Consider the following 638-nt stretch of genomic DNA (forward strand, 5'->3'; position numbering starts at 1 on the left):
GAGGAATCAACAAGGCAATGTTCAGGAAGATTGCTATAATTGATTTTTTCTCCATACTTCGGATATGGTCCTCGGCCGCTATATTCACCATCAAAAGGGAAGTAGAGCGCAGAGTTGCAATTGAGTTTTGAAATCAGATCAAGTCCACACTGGGAAACCATTTGAAGACAAGGGTTATTACCAAAAGCTCCATCATAAACAAAATATTGAGGTGTTATTTTATCAGCAACAAGCCTCTGAACGGACTTGATGTGATCCTGAATAAATTTAAGATAAGAGGTCAGCTCAATATCCTGACGATTTTTGTTTTTAGTGCCTTTTGGACGCCCGGGGCCGTTTTTCTTTTCTTTTTCAGGCTTTTGAGGGTAGACGTTTCTTTCCATTTTCGGATCCAACTGACTCATTAGAATTGGATATGCTTTTTTTCGTTTAACACTGATCAGTGAGATGCTGAAAAAGCCCAACCCCGGAACACTTCTATTATATATAGATGAAAAGAATCGCCCGAGTCCATAGGTCATCTTACCGGATTTTGTTACTGTACTTTCATCTCCAGCAAACAAAATAACGTCATCCGAATCCAATAAATGATTTTGAACTAATGCCCATTGAAGAGAAGGCCAGGGAATTACACTATG

General features: G+C 39.2%; 1 protein-coding gene. It reads right to left on the bottom strand.

Annotated elements, in window-relative coordinates; translation table 11 throughout:
- The coding region (locus tag HXW94_RS18850) for a transposase (protein WP_178368422.1) at nt 1-638 on the bottom strand (638 nt) is incomplete at both ends.

This window comes from Desulfobacter latus (assembly GCF_013389365.1).
GTDB lineage: Bacteria > Desulfobacterota > Desulfobacteria > Desulfobacterales > Desulfobacteraceae > Desulfobacter > Desulfobacter latus.